Annotated in this window: 15 protein-coding genes and 1 pseudogene; 10 read left to right on the forward strand and 6 right to left on the reverse strand. The window is 60.8% G+C overall.

What is annotated here, in order from left to right; genetic code table 11:
• Window positions 1-13: 13 nt before the first annotated feature.
• The 5 genes from HKN06_07515 to HKN06_07535 are packed head-to-tail and all read left to right on the forward strand — an operon-like array spanning window position 14 to window position 6,007.
• A complete protein-coding gene (locus tag HKN06_07515) occupies window positions 14-1,483 on the forward strand; it encodes an NCS1 family nucleobase:cation symporter-1 (GenBank protein NNF61161.1) in 1,470 nt (489 codons plus the stop codon).
• Window positions 1,484-1,490: 7 nt separating this feature from the next.
• A complete protein-coding gene (gene hydA, locus HKN06_07520; protein ID NNF61162.1) occupies window positions 1,491-2,930 on the forward strand; it encodes a dihydropyrimidinase in 1,440 nt (479 codons plus the stop codon).
• Window positions 2,927-4,270, forward strand: coding sequence for an NAD(P)-dependent oxidoreductase (locus HKN06_07525; protein NNF61163.1), 1,344 nt, complete (start codon window positions 2,927-2,929; stop codon window positions 4,268-4,270). Before hydA ends, HKN06_07525 begins: the two co-directional genes overlap by 4 nt.
• Entirely contained in the window at window positions 4,263-5,564 is a 1,302-nt protein-coding gene (preA, locus tag HKN06_07530; GenBank protein NNF61164.1) for an NAD-dependent dihydropyrimidine dehydrogenase subunit PreA, read from the forward strand. Before HKN06_07525 ends, preA begins: the two co-directional genes overlap by 8 nt.
• 17 nt (window positions 5,565-5,581) lie before the next feature.
• The gene (locus HKN06_07535) at window positions 5,582-6,007 is read left to right on the forward strand and encodes a nucleoside deaminase (GenBank protein ID NNF61165.1); all 426 of its coding nucleotides are present in this window, start codon (window positions 5,582-5,584) and stop codon (window positions 6,005-6,007) included.
• Between the two features lie 99 nt (window positions 6,008-6,106).
• On the opposite strand, the gene HKN06_07540 is transcribed toward HKN06_07535, so the two are convergent.
• Window positions 6,107-6,697 (reverse strand): c-type cytochrome, encoded by a 591-nt coding sequence (locus tag HKN06_07540; GenBank protein NNF61166.1) that lies wholly within the window; start codon window positions 6,695-6,697, stop codon window positions 6,107-6,109.
• 75 nt (window positions 6,698-6,772) lie between these two features.
• Between HKN06_07540 and HKN06_07545 the strand changes: the two genes are divergently transcribed.
• Together HKN06_07545 and HKN06_07550 are read left to right on the forward strand one after the other, a co-directional pair.
• Window positions 6,773-7,810 carry a glycosyltransferase family 4 protein gene (locus HKN06_07545; GenBank protein ID NNF61167.1) on the forward strand — a complete coding sequence of 346 codons (1,038 nt, stop codon included), beginning with the start codon at window positions 6,773-6,775 and terminating at the stop codon, window positions 7,808-7,810.
• 13 nt (window positions 7,811-7,823) lie between these two features.
• Window positions 7,824-8,588, forward strand: coding sequence for a glycosyltransferase family 2 protein (locus HKN06_07550; protein ID NNF61168.1), 765 nt, complete (start codon window positions 7,824-7,826; stop codon window positions 8,586-8,588).
• A gap of 209 nt (window positions 8,589-8,797) precedes the next feature.
• Here HKN06_07550 and HKN06_07555 read toward each other — a convergent pair.
• Window positions 8,798-9,172: pseudogene (locus HKN06_07555) on the reverse strand (hypothetical protein).
• A 203-nt stretch (window positions 9,173-9,375) separates the two neighbouring features.
• A complete protein-coding gene (locus tag HKN06_07560) occupies window positions 9,376-9,630 on the reverse strand; it encodes a hypothetical protein (protein ID NNF61169.1) in 255 nt (84 codons plus the stop codon).
• A gap of 91 nt (window positions 9,631-9,721) precedes the next feature.
• On the opposite strand from HKN06_07560, the gene HKN06_07565 reads away from it, so the two are divergent.
• The gene (locus HKN06_07565; GenBank protein ID NNF61170.1) at window positions 9,722-11,920 is read left to right on the forward strand and encodes a TonB-dependent receptor; all 2,199 of its coding nucleotides are present in this window, start codon (window positions 9,722-9,724) and stop codon (window positions 11,918-11,920) included.
• A 5-nt stretch (window positions 11,921-11,925) separates the two neighbouring features.
• Here HKN06_07565 and HKN06_07570 read toward each other — a convergent pair whose 3' ends face one another.
• The 3 genes from HKN06_07570 to HKN06_07580 form a co-directional block, all read right to left on the reverse strand.
• Window positions 11,926-14,352 (reverse strand): hypothetical protein, encoded by a 2,427-nt coding sequence (locus tag HKN06_07570; GenBank protein ID NNF61171.1) that lies wholly within the window; start codon window positions 14,350-14,352, stop codon window positions 11,926-11,928.
• A 149-nt stretch (window positions 14,353-14,501) separates the two neighbouring features.
• Window positions 14,502-14,954 carry a C40 family peptidase gene (locus tag HKN06_07575; GenBank protein NNF61172.1) on the reverse strand — a complete coding sequence of 151 codons (453 nt, stop codon included), beginning with the start codon at window positions 14,952-14,954 and terminating at the stop codon, window positions 14,502-14,504.
• Window positions 14,954-15,655 carry a hypothetical protein gene (locus tag HKN06_07580; protein NNF61173.1) on the reverse strand — a complete coding sequence of 234 codons (702 nt, stop codon included), beginning with the start codon at window positions 15,653-15,655 and terminating at the stop codon, window positions 14,954-14,956. The genes HKN06_07575 and HKN06_07580 overlap by 1 nt, the downstream gene beginning before the upstream one ends.
• Before the next feature lie 236 nt (window positions 15,656-15,891).
• On the opposite strand from HKN06_07580, the gene HKN06_07585 reads away from it, so the two are divergent.
• Window positions 15,892-17,235, forward strand: a complete 1,344-nt coding sequence (locus HKN06_07585; GenBank protein NNF61174.1) for a cardiolipin synthase — start codon at window positions 15,892-15,894, stop codon at window positions 17,233-17,235.
• A 14-nt stretch (window positions 17,236-17,249) separates the two neighbouring features.
• Window positions 17,250-17,912 carry a DUF899 family protein gene (locus HKN06_07590; GenBank protein NNF61175.1) on the forward strand — a complete coding sequence of 221 codons (663 nt, stop codon included), beginning with the start codon at window positions 17,250-17,252 and terminating at the stop codon, window positions 17,910-17,912.
• The last annotated feature ends 4 nt before the right edge of the window (window positions 17,913-17,916 follow it).

Here is a 17,916-nt window from a genome sequence, read left to right on the forward strand (position 1 = left end):
GGGGCGCAACGCCATGCCCGAGCTACCCGCAGTCAGCACGCTGAAAAACGTTGGCGAGCACATCGAGCTCGAGCTGGGCCAGGATCTTGCCGCCAGCCCGCGTTACAACGACGACATCGCCCCGACAAAGGCGACGCTGCGCACCTGGAACCGCTGGAACATCGCTGCGCTGTGGGTCGGCATGGCGATCTGCGTACCGACTTACATGCTTGGCGGCATACTCACTTCCGCATTCGGTCTGTCGGTTTCCGAAGCGTTGTGGACGATCCTGATCGCCAACGTGATCGTACTGATACCGCTGACCCTCAATGCATTTCCCGGCACGCGCTACGGCATTCCCTGCCCGGTGGTGTTGCGGGCCTCGTTCGGCATTATCGGTTCCAACGTGCCATCGCTGATCCGCGCGCTGGTGGCCTGCGGCTGGTTCGGCATACAGACTTTGCTGGGCGGTTACGCGATACACATATTGCTGTCGGTGCTGTTCGACGGCTGGGCCACGCTCGGCTCTGTCGGCGAGGTGTTCGGTTTTTTCATTTTCTGGTTTGCCAACATTATTGTTGTCATCCGCGGCTCGGAATCGATCAAGCTCCTGGAGACGCTGGCCGCGCCGATGCTGCTGGGCGTTGCCATCGGCCTGATCATCTGGGCCGCGCCGAAAGTGTCGATTACCGATGTGCTGGCCACACCGGCAAACCGTGCCGCCGACGCGTCTTTCTGGCCGCTGTTTGGCGGCGCGTTAACGGCGATGGTCGGTTTCTGGGCCACGTTGTCGCTGAACATTCCCGACTTCAGCCGCTACGCGCGCTCACAGCGGGCGCAGGTCGTCGGCCAGATCATTGGTTTGCCGCTGACGATGTTCCTGTTTGCCGGTCTCGGCGTGTTGCTCACCGCGGCATCGACGGAACTGGTCGGCGAGCCGATTTCCGACCCGATTAATCTTATCGGTCGTATCGACAGCCCGTTCTGGGTGGTGCTGGCAATGTTCGTGATTATCCTGGCCACCATTTCGACCAACACGGCGGCCAATATCGTGTCGCCCACCAACGTGTTCCAGAACGTGGCGCCGAAGTACATCAACGAGAACAAGGGCGTGATCCTCACGGGTCTCATCGGTATCGCGCTGATGAGCTGGGAGCTGCTGAAAAAACTCGGCTGGCTGGATACCGACGTCAGCGTCGAAAGCCTGTACTCCAACTGGCTGATCGGTTACTCCAGTCTGCTGGGGCCGATTGCCGGCATCATGGTGGTCGACTACTTCCTGGTAAAAGGCCAGCGCTACGACGTGCTGGCGCTGTACCAGGACAACGCGGGCTATCCGGCGTGGCACCTGCCCGGTTTTGTCGCGTTCGGCGTGCCGGTGGCGCTGACCCTGGTGGCTTTAACCACCGGTATGATGAGCTGGTTTTACGATTACGGCTGGTTTACCGGTTCGATCCTCGGCGGGATCATTTATTATCTAATGAGTCGAATGACGCAGAGGTGACAGGGCAATGGCGGTACTGATCAAGGGTGGAACGGTAGTCACGGCGGGCAAGACGCGTCGTGCCGATGTGTTGTGCGACAACGGTAAAATCGTAGCCGTAGACGACGCCATCGACGCGCCGGCCGGCGCCGAGGTGGTTGACGCCGGCGGCCAGTACGTGATGCCGGGCGGGATCGATCCGCATACCCACATGCAGCTGCCGTTCATGGGCACAGTGGCGAGCGAGGATTTTTACACCGGCACCGCGGCCGGGCTGGCCGGCGGCACGACGATGATCATCGATTTCGTCATCCCCAACCCGCAACAGAACATCATGGAAGCCTACAAGCAGTGGCGCGAGTGGGCGGAAAAAGCGGTTGCTGATTATTCTTTCCATGTTGCCATCACCTGGTGGGACGACACGGTAAGCGACGACATGGAAACGCTGGTGCGCGACTACGGCGTGAACAGCTTCAAGCATTTCATGGCGTACAAGGGCGCCATCATGGCGACCGACGAGATACTGGTAAACAGCTTTATGAAAGCCGTGGAGCTGGGCGCCATTACCACCGTGCACGCCGAGAACGGCGAACTGGTTTACCGGCTGCAGCAGAAAATTTACGAGATGGGCATCACCGGGCCGGAAGGGCACCCGCTGTCGCGTCCGCCGGAAGTCGAGGGCGAAGCCGCCAACCGCGCGATACGCATCGCCGAAGTGCTCAACTGCCCGCTTTACGTGGTGCATGTTTCCTGCCGCCAGGCGCTTGAGGCAATTACCCGTGCCCGTAACGAAGGCCAGCGGGTATTTGGCGAGGTGCTGGCCGGGCATTTGCTCATTGACGACTCGGTCTATCGCGACAAGGACTTCGAACGCGCCGCGGCGCACGTGATGAGCCCGCCGTTTCGAACGCCGGAACACCAGGTGGCGCTGTGGCAGGGGCTGCAGTCGGGCAACCTGCAGACCACGGCTACCGATCACTGCTGCTTCTGCGCCGACCAGAAAGCGGCCGGCGCCGATGATTTCCGGCTCATACCCAACGGCTGCGCCGGGGTCGAGAACCGCATGGAAGTGCTGTGGCATCACGGTGTCAACAGCGGCAAGCTGACCATGAACGAGTTTGTCAAAGTCACCTCGACCAATGCCGCGCAGATTTTTAATATTTACCCGCGCAAGGGCAGCGTGTCGGTTGGCGCCGATGCTGACCTGGTGGTGTGGGACCCGGCCGCGACAAAGACAATTTCGGCGAAAACGCACAAGCAGAACATTGACTTCAATGTGTTCGAAGGCATGACGGTGCAGGGCTGTGCCTCGCACACCATAAGCGCCGGCAAGGTGGTGTTTGCCGACGGCGACCTGCGGGTGGAGCGGGGCGCCGGGCGCTATGTTGACCGGCCGCCATTTGCGCCGTATTACGATGCGCTTAACCGGCAGGCCGAGCTGGCCACGCCGACAAAGGTCGAACGCTGAGCAAGAACATAAAACCCGGCCGGCTGAGCAAAGCCGAAATCGAGCAGAATTTCGCCGACCTGCACCGGCCGCTGAAAGACGCCGAGGCGCTGATAGCCGCCGATCGCTGCTATTTCTGCTACGACGCGCCGTGTACCACGGCCTGTCCCACCGGTATCGATATACCTGGATTTATCCAGCGCATCCGCAGCGGCAACCTGAAAAGCTCGGCCGAAGTGATCCTGTCGGCCAACATCATGGGCGGCATGTGCGCACGCGTCTGCCCGACCGAGGTGCTGTGCGAGGAGGCCTGCGTGCGCAACACGCACGAGGACAAGCCGGTGGAGATCGGCCTGCTGCAGCGCCATGCCACCGACCCGATTCTCGACGACAACGTCCAGCTTTTCGAACGTGCGCCGGCGACCGGCAAACGTATCGCAGTGGTCGGCGGCGGCCCGGCGGGGCTGTCCTGCGCTCACCGGCTGGCCAGTCTTGGTCATGACGTAGTGGTTTACTGTCGCGACGAGAAGCCGGGCGGGTTGAACGAATACGGTATCGCTGCTTACAAGACAGTCGACGATTTTGCCCGCCGCGAAGTGGAATACATTCTGGCTATTGGCGGCATCGAGTTACGCAACAATGTAACGCTCGGTACGGATTTCACGCTGGCAGAGTTGCGTGATAAATACGACGCGGTATTTCTCGGCTTCGGCCTCGGCGGCGTCAATGCGCTGCGGCTGGCAGGCGAAGACAAGCCGGGTGTGGAAGATGCCGTCGACTATATCGCGCAACTGCGACAAACCGCTGACAAGAGCACGCTGCCGGTGGGCCGCCGCGTTGTTGTCATCGGCGGAGGCATGACGGCAATCGATATCGCGGTGCAGAGCAAGCGTCTCGGTGCCGAGGAGGTCACGATTGCCTACCGTCGCGGTCCGGAACAGATGAACGCCAGCCGTTACGAGCAGCAGGTGGCGCAGACCAGCGGCGTGAAGATCAGGCACTGGTTGCAGCCACGGCAGATACTCGGCGATGACCACGTCACCGGCGTGGAGTTCGAATACACGCAGATGGACGGCGGCAAACTGCGCGGCAGCGGTGAAACTTTGACGCTGCCGGCCGACGTGGTGTTCAAGGCGATCGGCCAGAAAGTTGCGTGGGACGATCTGGGGCAGACGCAGCAAGCACTGGCAATCGAACATGGCCGCATCGTTGTTGATGAGCAGCGCCGGACGTCCCTGCCCGACGTGTGGGCCGGCGGCGACTGCGTGCCGGGCGGCGAAGACCTGACGGTATCGGCCGTCGAAGATGGCAAGGTTGCGGCCAGCGCTATCAACGAATTCCTGGAGGTGCAGCATGGCTGACCTGGGCTGCAAATTTCTCGGCATACCTTCGCCGAACCCGTTCTGGCTCGCATCGGCGCCGCCGACCGACAAGGCTTACAACGTTACCCGGGCCTTTGAGGCCGGCTGGGGTGGCGCGGTGTGGAAGACCCTTGGCGTCGATCCACCGATTGTGAATGTTAGCGGCCCGCGCTACGGCGCAATCCACAGCAACGAGCGTCGCGTAATAGGGTTCAACAACGTCGAGCTGATTACCGACCGCCCGCTGCAGACAAACCTGGATGAAATGCGCCAGATCAAACGCGACTGGCCGGACCGCGCGCTGGTGGCATCGGTGATGCTGCCGATGGAAGAAAAATACTGGGCCGAATACATGCCGCGTATCGAAGATACCGGTGTTGATGCTTTTGAGCTCAATTTCGGCTGCCCGCACGGAATGTCAGAACGCGGTATGGGTGCGGCCGTGGGCCAGGTGCCGGAATACATCCAGCTCGCCACTGAATGGGGCAAGCGTTACGCCCGGGTGCCGGTCATTATCAAGCTCACGCCAAACGTCACCAACATCCTGCCGCCGGCGAAGGCGGCGCGCGATGGCGGCGCGGATGCAGTTTCGTTAATCAATACGCTCAACAGCATCATGCGGGTCAACTACGACACGCTCACCATGTACCCGGCCACCGACGGCAAGGGTTCGCACGGCGGTTACTGCGGCCCGGCGGTCAAACCGATTGCGCTGCACATGGTGGCCGAGATCGCGCGCAACAAGGAAACCGCCGGCTTGCCGGTGTCGGGCATTGGCGGAATCACCGACTGGCGTGACGCGGTCGATTTTATCGCGCTGGGCGCCAGCAACGTGCAGGTATGCACGGCGGCGATGGTGTACGGCTTCAAGGTGATCGACGATCTGGTCGATGGATTGAGCAATTTCCTCGACGAAAAAGGCATGAAGAGCGTCGACGAGCTGGTCGGTCGCGCCGTTCCCAGCGTTACCGACTGGCAGTTTCTCAACCTCAACCACGTCGAGAAGGCATACATCGATCAGGACCTGTGCATCAAGTGCGGCCGCTGTCATATCGCCTGTGAGGACACTGCGCACCAGGCAATCACCACGCAGGTTAATGGCGAACGGCACTTCGAGGTTATCGACGAAGAGTGTGTCGGGTGCAACCTGTGCGTCAGTGTCTGCCCGGTCGAAAACTGCATCACCATGCGGCCGCTGACCAGCGGCGTCGATCCGCGCACCGGTGAACCGATCGTTGACGAACCGGCCGACTGGACCACGCATCCAAATAACCCCATGCGCAAGGACGCGTGAAGCCCGACTACCCGGCAATGCTGGCGGTTGCCGTCGACGAGGCCCGTGCCGGTCTGGCCGAGGGCGGCATACCCATTGGCGCGGCGTTGTTCGACCAGTCCGGGCAACTGCTGGGGCGCGGGCATAACCGGCGCGTGCAGGAAGACGATCCCTCTATACATGGCGAGACCGATGCGTTTCGCAAGGCCGGTCGCCAGACCAGCTACCGTGACACCATCATGGTCACCACGCTGGCACCCTGCTGGTACTGCAGCGGGCTGGTGCGGCAGTTCAACATTCCAACCGTCGTGGTTGGCGAGTCGGTGAATTTCAGCGGTGGAATCGACTGGCTGCGTGAATCCGGCGTCGAGGTTATCGACCTGGCGTCATCTGAATGCATCGAGCTGCTCGGCGACTACATCCGTGCCAACCCGGCGATCTGGAATGAAGATATAGGTGAATGACCGTGTGGGAGCGGCGATCTCGTGGGAGCGGCATCTTGCCGCGATTCCCTCTGGTCAGGATCTATCGCGCCTGGAAGGCGCTCCCACGTGCGGTTGACGCTAGCGGCGGCTGCGGTAGACGCCGAAATGTACGTACTGCTCATTCGTGGCGGTGCCCGGCGCTACTGATGCAGGAACCCGGTTGGCAACGGGTTGCAGACTGCGCAGGTACGCCACGATCGCGCCGACATCGGGGTCGCTCAGCCGCGCGTACGCCGGCCACGGCATGACCGGTGCGGCCATCCGACCGTGACGGCCGGTGCCGCTGCGAATCGCGCCGGCAATTTCAGCGTCGGTCCACCGCCCCAGCCCGGTCTCTTTGTCAGACGTGAGATTGCTCGGGAACAGCACACCGGGGTTGTCGGTTTCCAGCGGATTGGAATACGCAATGCCGATACGTGAGCCTGCCAGCCAGTGATCCATGCGCGGTTGACCGACCAGCGCGCCGCCGGTGTGGCAGGTGCTGCAACCCAGTAATTCGACCAGGTAGCGGCCACGCACGCTTGCATCGCCTGATGCCGCTGCGCGGCGAGCCTCGGGTGCGCTCATCATTGTCGCCGGTTGCACGCTTTCGTAATCGTTCAGCGGATCAAGTGTAGTCGTACTGCAGGCTGCCAGCAGGAACAGCGGGATCACCAGACTGTGGCGCATCAGATTACTCCATGGTGCGTGCAATCTGATAATAACGCATTACGCCGCAGGCGGCGCTGGAGTATCCTGCGTCGCATGTCTGCCACGCCGTATGTTGCCCATCTGAATCTCGCGTCCGGCTTTCGCGGCGGTGAACGCCAGACGCTGGCGCTGATCGAGGCGCTGGCCGGGACATTGCGCCAGCGCGCTATCGTGCGTCGTGGCGGCGAACTGGCGGAGCAGCTTGCCGACGTGGATGTGGAGCTGATTGCGGTCAGCGGTACGCCGATAAGTGCGGTTCGCGCCACCGCCGGCTGCGACCTGCTGCACGTTCATGAAGGTCGCAGCGTGCAGACCGCAGCACTGCGCCGGTTGGTGTCGCGCACGCCTTTTATAGTCACCCGCAGGATTCCGCAGCGACCGTCGGCGACTGCATTGTGGTGCTACCGGCAGGCGCATACGGTGGTATCCGTTTCGGCGGCGATCGGCAAAGTTCTCACTGCCTGCGATAAGCGCATTCGGCCGGTAACGGTGCCCGACTGCGTGCCGCCTCTCAGTGCAGACCCGGCAGTAGCCGCGCGCTTGCGGGGCGACACCGAACTGGTGGTCGGGCAATGTGGTGAACTACACGATGCACACAAAGGGCAGCGACTCACGATCGAGGTCGCGCGTCGCATGGCCGAAACGCATCCGCAGGTTGAGTTCTGGCTGATCGGCCAGGGCCGCGATGAGCAGGACCTGCGCGCAGCCGCAGCCGGCCTGCAAAACGTGCGTTTCGTTGGCTGGACCGACAATGTTGCCGATTACTATGCCGCGATGGACGTAATGGTTTATCCGTCGCGTTACGAGGGCCTGGGCTCGGCAATACTGGAGGCGATGTTATTCGGTGTTCCGGTTGTTGCCGCCCGGGTCGGCGGTATTCCCGAGATCGTGGTGCATGAAGAAAACGGACTGCTGTTTGCGCCAGGCGACGCCGACGATTTTGTGACCCGGCTGACGGCGCTTGTTGAAAACCCGGCATTGCGCGAACGGCTGGGTGCTGCGGCGCGCCAACAGGCGGCACGCCACACACCCGAGGTGATGGCCGGGCAATACCGGGACATCTACGCCCAAATCCTCGGTCATGCCGCGTGATAGGCTGCCGGCCATGACGGATAACAAGCCCGGGCTGAGTGGCTGCATCATTGCTTTCAATGAAGAAGATCGCATTGCCGACTGCCTGCGCTCGCTGAGTTTTTGCGATGAAGTTGTCGTGGTGGACTCACACTCGCAGGACCGTACCCGCGAAGTGGCCACCGAACTCGGCGCGCGCGTAATCGAACGCGACTGGCCCGGACATGTGCGGCAGAAAGAATTTACCATTCGCCAGGCACAACACGACTGGGTGTTGTGCGTCGATGCCGACGAGCGAATCAGTGGGCCGTTACGTGAGGAAATCGAGGCGCTGCGTGCTGACGGCTTTGGCGACCGTGCCGGCTACCGCATGCCGCGTTGTTCGCAATACCTGAACCGTTTTTTGCGGCATGGCTCGTGGTACCCGGACCGGCAACTGCGCCTGTTCGACCGGCGCCGCGGCTACTGGGGTGGTAACGATCCACATGACCGGGTCGAGCTGGAGGGTCCGGTGAGCCGGCTGCGCGGCGACCTGCTGCATTTTCCTTACCGCAGTTTCGCGGAGCACCTGCGTACGATCGATAATTACACAACCGTGATGGCGCGTGGCCTGACCGAGCGTGGCAAGCGTGTCGGGCTGCGTCATTTGGTGCTCAACCCGGCGTGGCGTTTTTTTCGGGTTTACGTGATCAAGCACGGCTTTCTCGACGGCTGGCGCGGCCTTGTGATGGCCTATCTCGAGGCCTATTACACGCGGTTGAAGTACATCAAGGCGTTTATTACACAACGCGAAGAATAAAAAAGGCCCGTCCATCCGGACGGGCCTTTGTGCTTTGCCGTTATCGCGTTGGCTTAGCTGCGCTTGCGGCGCAGGCCCAGCAGACCCAGCAGGCCGAGCAGACTCAGCGGGCCGGTGGCGCCACTGCCTGAGGCCTTGTCGGCTGCTGCGTCGACTGCTTTGCTGGCAGCCTCGCCGGCGGCTTTCATGGCGTCGTCGGCCTTGTCGCCGCCACAGGAACCTTCGGCAGCCTTGTCGCCACCACAGGAACCTTCGGCAGCCTTGTCGCCACCACAGGAGCCTTCGGCAGCTTTGTCGCCGCCACAGGAACCTTCGGCAGCCTTGTCGCCGCCACAGGAACCTTCGGCAGCTTTGTCGCCGCCGCATTTGCCTTCACCGCAGGAACCTTCGGTTTTGGCTTTGTCGCCGCCGCACTTGCCTTCGCCGCAGGAGCCTTCGCCCAGGTCGGCGACCATATAGCCGCTCGACAGCGTGGTCATGCTGAACGGGTTGGTGTCGGCCTGAGCCGGCGCCGTCGCCAGGGACGTTGCCAGTGCCGTGCTGACCGCGGCTGCCAGAGGCGTGATATTCAGTTTCTTAGCCATCTTGAAAAAATCTCCAGTCTTTGGAATTTAAGGATCGAGTCGATGCCGTTGCAGCCGGCACGAATCAGCACTGTTGTTTTTGTCGGTCGGGAATTATAGGCAAACAGCATCTACGCCGTTTGACCTTTATAAGGACCGGCTGGCCGCGGGAAATGTTTCAGCTGTCAATTTTATTATTATTTTCAGCGGCTTGTCAGTGGAAATCAGGGGTCCCGGCTGATACTCAGGGTGGGTGTCAGGACTTGCTCATCGACGTAAATACGCAGGGTGATAGTGGTCGGCGCGCCTGTCGGCGCCTCGGCCTCGATGAAGGCCCGGTAATCACCGGCGCCGATATCGGAGAGAATTGCGCCCCCGAGTGGCTGGCCGGAGATGAGTGGGCGCACTTTGAGTTCGACCCGCGTGTCCAGCCCGAGTGCGTGAATCATCCCGTCACGATCTGATTTTACATAAGTCATTGTCCTGCAACGGCATTTCGCGGGATACGTATTTGCCGAAATGAGAATCATTGCTATTTACATTCTCAATAAGCCATGACAAGGTAAGCGCATGCCACAAAGTCCGATATACCTCGCAGTCACGGCAATGCTGCTGGTTGCGACAACAGCCGGTGCAACAGGCGAGCCGACCCGGCTGGAAGAAGTTTCGATCCTTGGCGATCCGGATCGCATCGACACCATTCCCGGATCAGCTCACCTGCTTGACGATGAGTTTCTGGCACGTTTTGAATCGGCCGACATACTGCGGGTACTGCAGTCGGTGCCTGGCGTGTACCTCCAGGAAGAAGATGGGCAGGGACTGCGGCCGAATATCGGCATTCGCGGTTCCGGCCTGGATCGTTCAAGTCGCATTGCATTGCTGGAAGATGGCGTGTTGATTGCGCCGGCACCGTACGCCGCACCGGCGGCGTATTACTTTCCGACACAGCGGCGAATGAACAGTATCGAAGTACTGAAAGGCCCGGCCTCTGTCAGTCTCGGTTCGCGCACTACCGGTGGCGCGCTGAATATGGTGTCAACGCCAATTCCTGATGACCTCGCTGCGCGGGCAGATCTATTTGCCGGCCAGGATGGTTTTCGTGAGGGGCACCTGTGGTACGGCGACACCAGTACAAACGCCGGATGGCTGGTCGAAACCGTGCAACAGCGTAGCGATGGCTTCAAGCAGCTCGATACCGGCGGAAGCACTGGTTTCGATATACGTGATTACGTGGGCAAGTTTCGCCTCAACACCGCCCGTGACAGCGGGATAAATCACGGTGTTGAGATGAAAATTGGCTACACCGACCAGGTTTCGGACGAAACATACCTGGGCCTGACCGAAGACGATTTTAACGCCACGCCGTATCGTCGTTACGCGGCCTCACAGCTTGATCAGATCCGTACCACGCATCGCCAGCACCAGCTGACCTATTTTGTTGAGCCGGTGCAGGGACGCTGGTCGGCTGACATAACGGTTTATAACAACGAGTTTTCTCGCAACTGGTTCAAGCTCGGTTCGGTCGCCGGTACCGGTATCAGCACGATACTCGACAACGCCGACGCGTTCGCAACCGAGCTGGCATGGATACGCGGCGAACAGGACAGCCCCGATGATGCGCTGAACCTGCGTAACAACAATCGCAGCTATTTCTCACGCGGGGTACAGGCGGCCGCGGGCTGGCAGTTTGACAGCGGTTTTGCGGACCACAGTCTGCGTGTCGGGTTGCGGCTGCACGAAGACGAAGTAGACCGATTCCAGCACGATGATGAGTTCGCGATACGCGACTCGCTGCTGGTGCTGACAACGGCAGGCGCTCCGGGTTCGCAGTCCAACCGGGTGAGCAGCTCCACGGCAACGTCACTGTTTATTGAGGACCGCATTGCTTTTGGCGCATGGGAAGTATCTCCGGGCCTACGGCTCGAGCGCATCGAGATGGAGCGACTGGATTTTTCCACCGCCGATCCGGATCGTGCAGACGGCCCGACGCGCGAGCGCGACAATACCGTCGATGTTTTTATTCCCGGCCTGGGCATTACCTATTCGCTGGATAATGGCTGGCGGCTTATCGGCGGCCTGCATCGCGGTTTTAACCCGCCGTCGCCTGGCAGCAGCGCCGACGAGGAAGACAGCACCAACCTGGAGTTTGGTGCGCGTTATAGCAACGGCATCTTCGATGCCGAGTTAATAGCGTTTTATACCGACTACTCCAACCTGGTAGGCACCTGCACCGCATCGACAGGTGGTGACTGCATGATCGGCGATCAGTTCGACGGTGGTGCGGCGACCATTGCCGGTGTAGAGAGTGTTGTCGGTTTCGAGTTTGCCGAGGTGGCGGGCACCGCACTGCGGTTGCCGCTGCGCCTTGCCTATACCTGGACTGCAACTGCCGAGTTCGACAGTGGCTTCGACAGCGGTTTTGATCCCTGGGGCGAGGTTGCAGCCGGTGACGAATTGCCGTACGTGCCGCAGCACCAGGCGCAAATCGCTGCCGACCTGAAAGGGGCAAACTGGCGCGCCGGGCTCAATGTCAGCTACGTCGATGCGGCCCGCACCATGGCCGGGCAGGGCCCGATTCCGGCTGGCCAGGGCACGGATTCACGCTGGACCGTTGACCTGTCCGGCAGCTATCGGCTGAGCGCTAGCTTCGAGCTTTATGGCCGTATCGATAACCTGCTGGATGAAGACTATCTGGTGGCGCGCCGGCCGGCCGGACTCCGGCCGGGTAAACCACGCTCCGCGGTCATCGGTTTTCGCTTCGAACTGTAGCCCCGTTAAAGCTCCGAGCAGTCCAGCGCGTTGTTGTCGTCGCGCAAACCCTCCAGCAACCAGTCGTTGACGAACCCGGCGTCGTTGCCTTTGCCGTTACCCTGCGGCAGGCCGCAATCTTCGGGTCCGTCCATTTCATCGTCCGAGCAGGAGCGATGGAACTTTGATTCGCCGATCAGGTTACCGGCGCTGTCGAAAATCTCCCAGTGCACATCATTCGGGGCATCGGCAGCGGTGAAATCGCCTGCCGTGACTTCATTGCCGATGAACAGGTCACCCGATGTATACACCAGGTCCGACCCCGGATCACCTGCGTAGGCGCGAATATTGACCGGCTCGACCATGCCATCCCAGATCATGGTCAGTTCACGCAGCTTGCCGTCGCAGTCGCCGAACGGATTCGACCCCGGCTCGAAGCTAATACTGCAGCCCTCGGCAAAAGTCACCGTAATGGCAATGTCGTCGGGTTGCGCCTGCTTGTACTTCTCCTTGAACTTGATTTCGAGCGTGCTGGTCTTGCCGGCCTCGATCTGCCGATCCTTGAGCTTGCCGCTGAACGAGTCGATGGTGGCGGCGGGCGGTGCCAGCTGTTCTTCGAAGATCTTGTCACCTTCCAGTTTCACTTCGCGCAGCGCGCCAAACTCGTTCGGCCAGGACACTTCGATTGACTCGATGGTTGCGAAGTCGGCACCGGTGTTGCTGATATCCCATTTGAGGGCGTCATCCTTGAGCTCGAATCCATCCGGGCTGACCTGGCAAGGTGGCGGCATTGCGACTGTAATTGGTGCGGTATCGAACGCCTCGCAGCGCAGGCCGTCGACATTGGCCACCAGCGTGGCGGTGCCGCTGACCGGGCCATTGATGATAGTCATGGCCTCGAGAATCGCACTCATACCCGGCGCCAGGGACGCGATCGGAGAGCCGGGCACGGTTGGCGGTTCGAGTGAAGTGTCAGTAACAGTTATGTCTGTCGCCAGCCCGGGACCCGGGTTGTCGACGATATAGCGGTAGAGCACTTCGATGCCGCCACGCACGGTTCCCTGTTCATCATTGGTAAAACCAGCAACCGTCATGGCGCCAAAGCTGTCGCCGATTGCCAGCGGCTGCGAGCAGGACGTGTGCAGGCGGATATGTTGTAACAGCATTCCGGACGGGTCGCGTATTTCGATCTCGACCTCGCTGTCAAACTCATCGCGGCCGGCAGCGGCGGCGCTGGCTTCGATCAGGTCGCCCGGCATCACATCATTGATATTGGCGTACACGTTGCTGCCCTTGTAGATAGTGACGCTCACCGGGCCGTCGGCGTCGTCCAGATCGGTGCACTCGAACTTGTCTGACGGCTGGTCATTGTCCGAATCCGGGCAGGCGGCACCGGTGTAACTGAACTGGATCTGCGTGGGTCGGTCGTCGCAGGCGGCCTCGCCCGCAGCCGGGATTTCACAGCTGTCGGCAAACTCTGGATCAGGTAAGCCGACGACATTGCCTTCTTTGTCGATAAACGCCTCGACCAGCCAGTTGGGCGAAGGATCGCCCTTGGGGTCGTTCAGCGGAGCGGGCTGGCCGGCAACGAATGGTGTGGAGCAACTGGTATGCAGCTCTTCGGCAACGCCGTCGATCGTGATCGTGGTACGTGAACCCAGGTCGTCTTCTCCACTTAGCGCGGCATCGATGCTGTAGCCGTTTTGTCCGGCCAGCACTGTTTCGTTGGTGGCCAGTTCTGCCGAATAGCTGGCGCTCGCGCCGGAGGCCCCGGTAATGGTGATGTCACTTACGCCATCGAAACCCGGACCGATATAGCGAAACCGTGCCGCGGCAATTTTTGATTCGCAGGCCAGGTTATTGCTGGCCGCTGATACCACCAGGCATTGTTTGTCCAGGGTGAGGTTGCAGTCGCTGGCACCGCCGACGCGGCCAAGCGTACCCTTGGCTTTGCCAGAGAAGTCTTTGAAGAATGTGCCGTCGAAAGTCGAGTTTTCACTGACAAGGTTCATTCCCAGTTCAGCTCCGGAATAGCTGCCGGCCATGGAACCGCCGGTCACGGTAAACAGCAGGTCGTAAATATCGGTTGGACCGGACGAATTGACGACGGTGAACCGGGAGATTTCTGCTTCGAGCAGGACACCGGTGGCGTCGCGGACCTGCAGGTCAGGTCCGGGAGTGCCACCGAGCAGCGTGCCGAATTCGTCGATGCGAATGTTCAGGTTCAGTTCGGCCGGGCGTGGCACCGGCTGCGGGGTTGCACCGGGTGCCGGCTGCACGGCCAGTGGGATTGACTGCACATTGAACTCGAAAGCCGCCGAGCTGTAATAAGTGACGCCTTCGGCATTGAAAAACATCAACGGATGTCCCAGCTGCAGGCCCTGGGCCGAGGCAGTGCTGGCGAATAATACGGCGAGGGCCGCCGCGTGGCGGAGCAGGTGCAGGTTTGGCATGACGCGTCCCGATTATTTGTTTGTTCTGGGCCCGGAAGGGCAAACCCGAAATGAGCAGTTCGAGTTCATATATAAGATAACCCCGGCGCGCCATCGGAGCAAGGCAATCCGGACATAAGCATATGTTTTATTGCGCTATTTTGACATATTCAGCGGAATCTACGCACCCCGGCGAGGCGATCGCGAAAATACGGGTTGTCGGTGCGGGTGACGCTGACCTGTTTGCCGGATGACGGTGCATGAACAAATCGGCCGTGGCCCAGGTAAATGCCGGAGTGGGAGACACGGCCGCTAATGCGGAAAAACAGCACGTCGCCGGGCTGCAGGTTTGGCGGTTCCTGGCGCACATGCCGGTACTGCAGCGCGGTGGTTCTTGGCAGGCTGATACCGTGACTGGCATGGGCGTACTGCACCAGGCCGCTACAGTCGAAACCGTCGGGATCGCTGCCGCCGTAGCGATAAGGCGTGCCGAGCATGTCCAGTGCAGTGCGGGCGATGGATGCGCCGAGCGTGGTTGCGGGTGGCGACTCAAGACGTGTCGCGCAGCCAGCCAGCGCGCACACAAACGCCAGCACGAAAGCGAGCAGGCGACGCCCGGGCATCAGCGCAGTTGCGGCTCCAGCGACGACAGGTATTCGGCTATCTGTGCGGCTTCGGCGTCACTGATCCAGTCGGGTGCTTTTAACTGCATGCGCTTAACCAGCAGCGGCCACGCGGGGTCCAGCTTGGTCTCCACGTAAAGATAGCTGCGTTCGAGCGGATGACAACCGGCACAGCGTCCCTTGAATACTTCCGCGGGCCCGCCGTTAATCTCATTGTGCTCGGGGCGGGTGATACCGCGTGCGCCGCCGGCCATGTACGCGATAATTCTCTCGGCGTCTTCTGCGGAGATCCATTGCGGCGCACGCCTGCGCATGCGTTCGACGATTGCGCGAAACTCATCGTTGGTGATCGGCTCCAGAAACGCCCGACCGACTGAGTGACACATGCCGCATTTTTCTTCGAACAGGTAGCGCTGTTCGGTGACGGCGAGTATCTGGTTTACGTCAACGCCGTGATGCCGCAGGAAGCCGACGACTTCATTACGCTGGTCGGCACTGAGATTTTCCACCGGCCCCATCGCATGCATACGCGACAGCCAGTCGGCGCCCGTCAGGCCACCGGGATTTGCCACATCGTGGCAGGTGGTGCATTTGCGCTCCAGGTCAAGCGGCTGCACGTTCGGGGTATCGGCACTGCTGGTGCTGGCAGCAAAAGCGCTCAGCAGCAGCATGACCAGCGGCAGGGGTCGCATCGCTTTCATGGCAGGCCTCCAGACCCTGATTTGCCCGAGTCTATGGGGCAAAGCATACACTGAATATCGGGGTTTCTACGTAAACGCCGGCAGTTTAGCGCGGTTGCCGCGGTGCACACCGAAGCAGTACAGTCCGTGCTTGCGCGGGTTCCGGGATTTTGCGTTTGCAATTCGATTCGATTCTGCCGTTTCTGCTACCCGCAGCGCACCTGTTGCTGGCGACGCTGAGCGCCGGGCACGCGCTGATGTACAAGCGTGACCCACGGGCATCAGTCACGTGGATTGTTGTGTGCGTCATGATCCCGTTCGTCGGCCCCTTTACCTACTACCTGCTGGGGGTCAATCGCGTGCAGCGCACCGCGAGGGCTTATCGCAAAGATCGCGGCCTGGTGGGATACGAGCGCTCCGAGCGCTCCACGCAAGAAGAAAAGGACTGCGGACCGGTGCCGCATCATCCGCTGAGCGCTGTCGGTGCTGCCATCAGCGGTCACCTGCCGTTGCCAGGCAACGCCGTAACATCTCTTTACAACGGCGACGAGGTTTACGCACACATGCTCGAAGCCATCGCTACGGCACGCGAGTCTGTCCGTCTGTCGACCTATATTTTTGAAACAAAAGAAACCGGGCGCCGCTTTGTCGACGCACTCGCGGCAGCCAGGGAGCGAGGCGTTGAGGTCAGGGTACTGATCGACGGGGTAGGCCAGCACTATGGCTGGCCGTCTGCACGCCGGCTGCTGCGTCGCCGCGGTGTCGATGTGCGCCTGTTTCTGCCTTTTCGCCTGTTGCCGCCGGCACTGCATTTCAACCTGCGTAATCATCGCAAGATTCTGGTGGTGGACGGGGTAGTCGCCTTTACCGGCGGTATCAATATCGGTCATCGTCATGTGGCACAGGCCGATGGCAGTTACCTGGTTACTGATGTGCATTTCGAAATGCGTGGCCCGATTGTCAGTGAGCTCGATAATGCGTTTTGTGAAGACTGGCTGTTTGCCGGCGGCAAGAAGCTGCAGCCTGCTGCCATGGATTCGACCGCCTGTGGCCCTGCCACCTGCCGGCTGATCCTGGATGACCCCGGCGAAAACCTCGATCGGCTCGCAATGGTGATCAATGGCGTGGTCGGTGCGGCAAGCCGCAGGGTCGATATCATGACCCCGTACTTCCTGCCGTCGCGTGAACTAATCGCCGCGCTGCAGGCCGCGCGCAGCCGCGGCGTACAGGTGCGAGTGGTGCTGCCGGCGAAGAATAATTTGCCGTACATGCACTGGGCGACCCGCAACCTGTTGTGGGAATTGCTGATGTGGGACATCGAGGTGTGCTACCAGCAGCCGCCGTTTTGCCACTCCAAGTTGCTGGTCGTCGACGATGAATACGCGCTTGTCGGTTCGGCCAACCTCGACCCGCGCAGCCTGCGGCTGAACTTTGAGCTGGGCGTGGAGGTCTTTGACGAAGAACTGGTCAGCCGGCTCAGCGCCCACTTCGCCGAGGTCTGCAGCACGGCTTACAGCGTGACGCTTGCCGAGGTCGACGGCCGACCCTTGTGGCAGCGTCTGCGCGATTCGCTGGTCTGGCTGTTTTCACCTTATCTGTAACACGGGAGAAGGCTATGGGGCGTTTTCACGACTATCGTTTTCCCAACGAAAGTGATGCATATCGCGCTGCGCGTGATGATTTGCTGGCGGCCGAGACAGAGCTGCGCCGCCAGGTCGAACGGGTGGCGGCGCAGCGCCGGGCATTACCTGCGGGCGGGTCTGTCGCAGAGGACTATCACTTCGCCGGTGCCGATGGTGCGGTTGCGATGTCCGAATTGTTTGTCGCGCCGCGCGACACGCTGGTGATTTACAGTTTCATGTTCCCACCCGGCAAAAGCCCGTGCCCGATGTGCACCTCGATGCTCGACGGATTAAATGGCAACGCACCGCAGGTCATGCAGCGGGTGAATCTCGCCGTTGTTGCCAGGGCGACGATTGCGCAGTTGACAGCCTTTGCTGCCAGTCGTGGCTGGCACAACCTGCCGTTGTATTCGACGGGCCCGGGTAGCTACAGCCGAGACTATCTTGGCGAGAATGCCCAGGGAACACAGATGCCCATGCTCAATGTGTTCAGCCGCCACGATGGTGCCATCGTGCACCGCTACGGTACCGAGCTGATGGTGGCTGACGCTGAGCCAGGCCAGGACCCGCGTCATGTCGATCCTGTCTGGCCGCTGTGGAACCTGCTGGACTTCACGCCTGACGGACGCGGCGAAGGGTATCCACAGGTGTTGTGATAGC

Source organism: Gammaproteobacteria bacterium (assembly GCA_013003425.1).
Classification (GTDB): Bacteria; Pseudomonadota; Gammaproteobacteria; order Steroidobacterales; family JABDKV01; genus JABDJB01.

What these genes read in the sequence shown, in the direction of transcription:
- HKN06_07570 (NNF61171.1), bottom strand. Translation starts at nt 14,352, where the DNA reads ATGCCAAACCTGCACCTGCTCCGCCACGCGGCGGCCCTCGCCGTATTA.
- HKN06_07545 (NNF61167.1), top strand. Translation starts at nt 6,773, where the DNA reads ATGTCTGCCACGCCGTATGTTGCCCATCTGAATCTCGCGTCCGGCTTT.
- HKN06_07535 (NNF61165.1), top strand. Translation starts at nt 5,582, where the DNA reads ATGCTGGCGGTTGCCGTCGACGAGGCCCGTGCCGGTCTGGCCGAGGGC.
- HKN06_07540 (NNF61166.1), bottom strand. Translation starts at nt 6,697, where the DNA reads ATGCGCCACAGTCTGGTGATCCCGCTGTTCCTGCTGGCAGCCTGCAGT.
- HKN06_07585 (NNF61174.1), top strand. Translation starts at nt 15,892, where the DNA reads ATGTACAAGCGTGACCCACGGGCATCAGTCACGTGGATTGTTGTGTGC.
- HKN06_07565 (NNF61170.1), top strand. Translation starts at nt 9,722, where the DNA reads ATGCCACAAAGTCCGATATACCTCGCAGTCACGGCAATGCTGCTGGTT.
- HKN06_07575 (NNF61172.1), bottom strand. Translation starts at nt 14,954, where the DNA reads ATGCCCGGGCGTCGCCTGCTCGCTTTCGTGCTGGCGTTTGTGTGCGCG.
- HKN06_07550 (NNF61168.1), top strand. Translation starts at nt 7,824, where the DNA reads ATGACGGATAACAAGCCCGGGCTGAGTGGCTGCATCATTGCTTTCAAT.
- hydA (NNF61162.1), top strand. Translation starts at nt 1,491, where the DNA reads ATGGCGGTACTGATCAAGGGTGGAACGGTAGTCACGGCGGGCAAGACG.
- HKN06_07515 (NNF61161.1), top strand. Translation starts at nt 14, where the DNA reads ATGCCCGAGCTACCCGCAGTCAGCACGCTGAAAAACGTTGGCGAGCAC.
- HKN06_07560 (NNF61169.1), bottom strand. Translation starts at nt 9,630, where the DNA reads ATGACTTATGTAAAATCAGATCGTGACGGGATGATTCACGCACTCGGG.
- HKN06_07580 (NNF61173.1), bottom strand. Translation starts at nt 15,655, where the DNA reads ATGAAAGCGATGCGACCCCTGCCGCTGGTCATGCTGCTGCTGAGCGCT.
- preA (NNF61164.1), top strand. Translation starts at nt 4,263, where the DNA reads ATGGCTGACCTGGGCTGCAAATTTCTCGGCATACCTTCGCCGAACCCG.
- HKN06_07590 (NNF61175.1), top strand. Translation starts at nt 17,250, where the DNA reads ATGGGGCGTTTTCACGACTATCGTTTTCCCAACGAAAGTGATGCATAT.